This is a genomic window from Tepidibacter mesophilus, from assembly GCF_002724055.1.
GTDB classification, from domain to species: Bacteria; Bacillota; Clostridia; order Peptostreptococcales; family Peptostreptococcaceae; genus Tepidibacter_A; species Tepidibacter_A mesophilus.
Genome location: NZ_BDQY01000079.1, coordinates 1 through 444 on the forward strand (window position 1 = coordinate 1; position 444 = coordinate 444).

General features: G+C 25.5%; 1 protein-coding gene. It reads right to left on the minus strand.

From position 1 onward, the window contains the following. The coding region (locus tag Tmeso_RS16650; protein WP_187296416.1) for a hypothetical protein at positions 1-444 on the minus strand (444 nt) is incomplete at both ends.

A 444-nucleotide genomic window follows, 5' to 3' on the forward strand; every position in this document is an offset into this window, starting at 1 on the left:
CATCAATATATCTGTCGTCAGAGTAAGAGAATATATTTTTTGCCAATTTTTTATTGTGAAATAATAATTCAAAGGTAAATTTTTTCTTCAAAACATCCGAATTATTAATGTAAGTCAATATTGAATTCCAATCTCCTCTTTTTCCAGCATCATTAAAAAATAAATAAGTTTGTCCATCAATAAGTAAGTCCTCACCATATTTTCTAACTGTATCTGTTTTAGCATAATATTTACCTTCAAAATTATTAAGAACTTTTTCAAACCCTAACTCATCGTTTCTTTCTGCAAAACAATTTATATATTCTCCTGAAAAATTTTTAGAATCCCTATATATTTCATAACTTCCATTTTTCAAAATCACTTCATATAATTTGGGGACACCAAATAATTTGAGAATAACCGTTAAATGGTCTACTTTTTCTAAAATTTCTTTTTTTATACTTG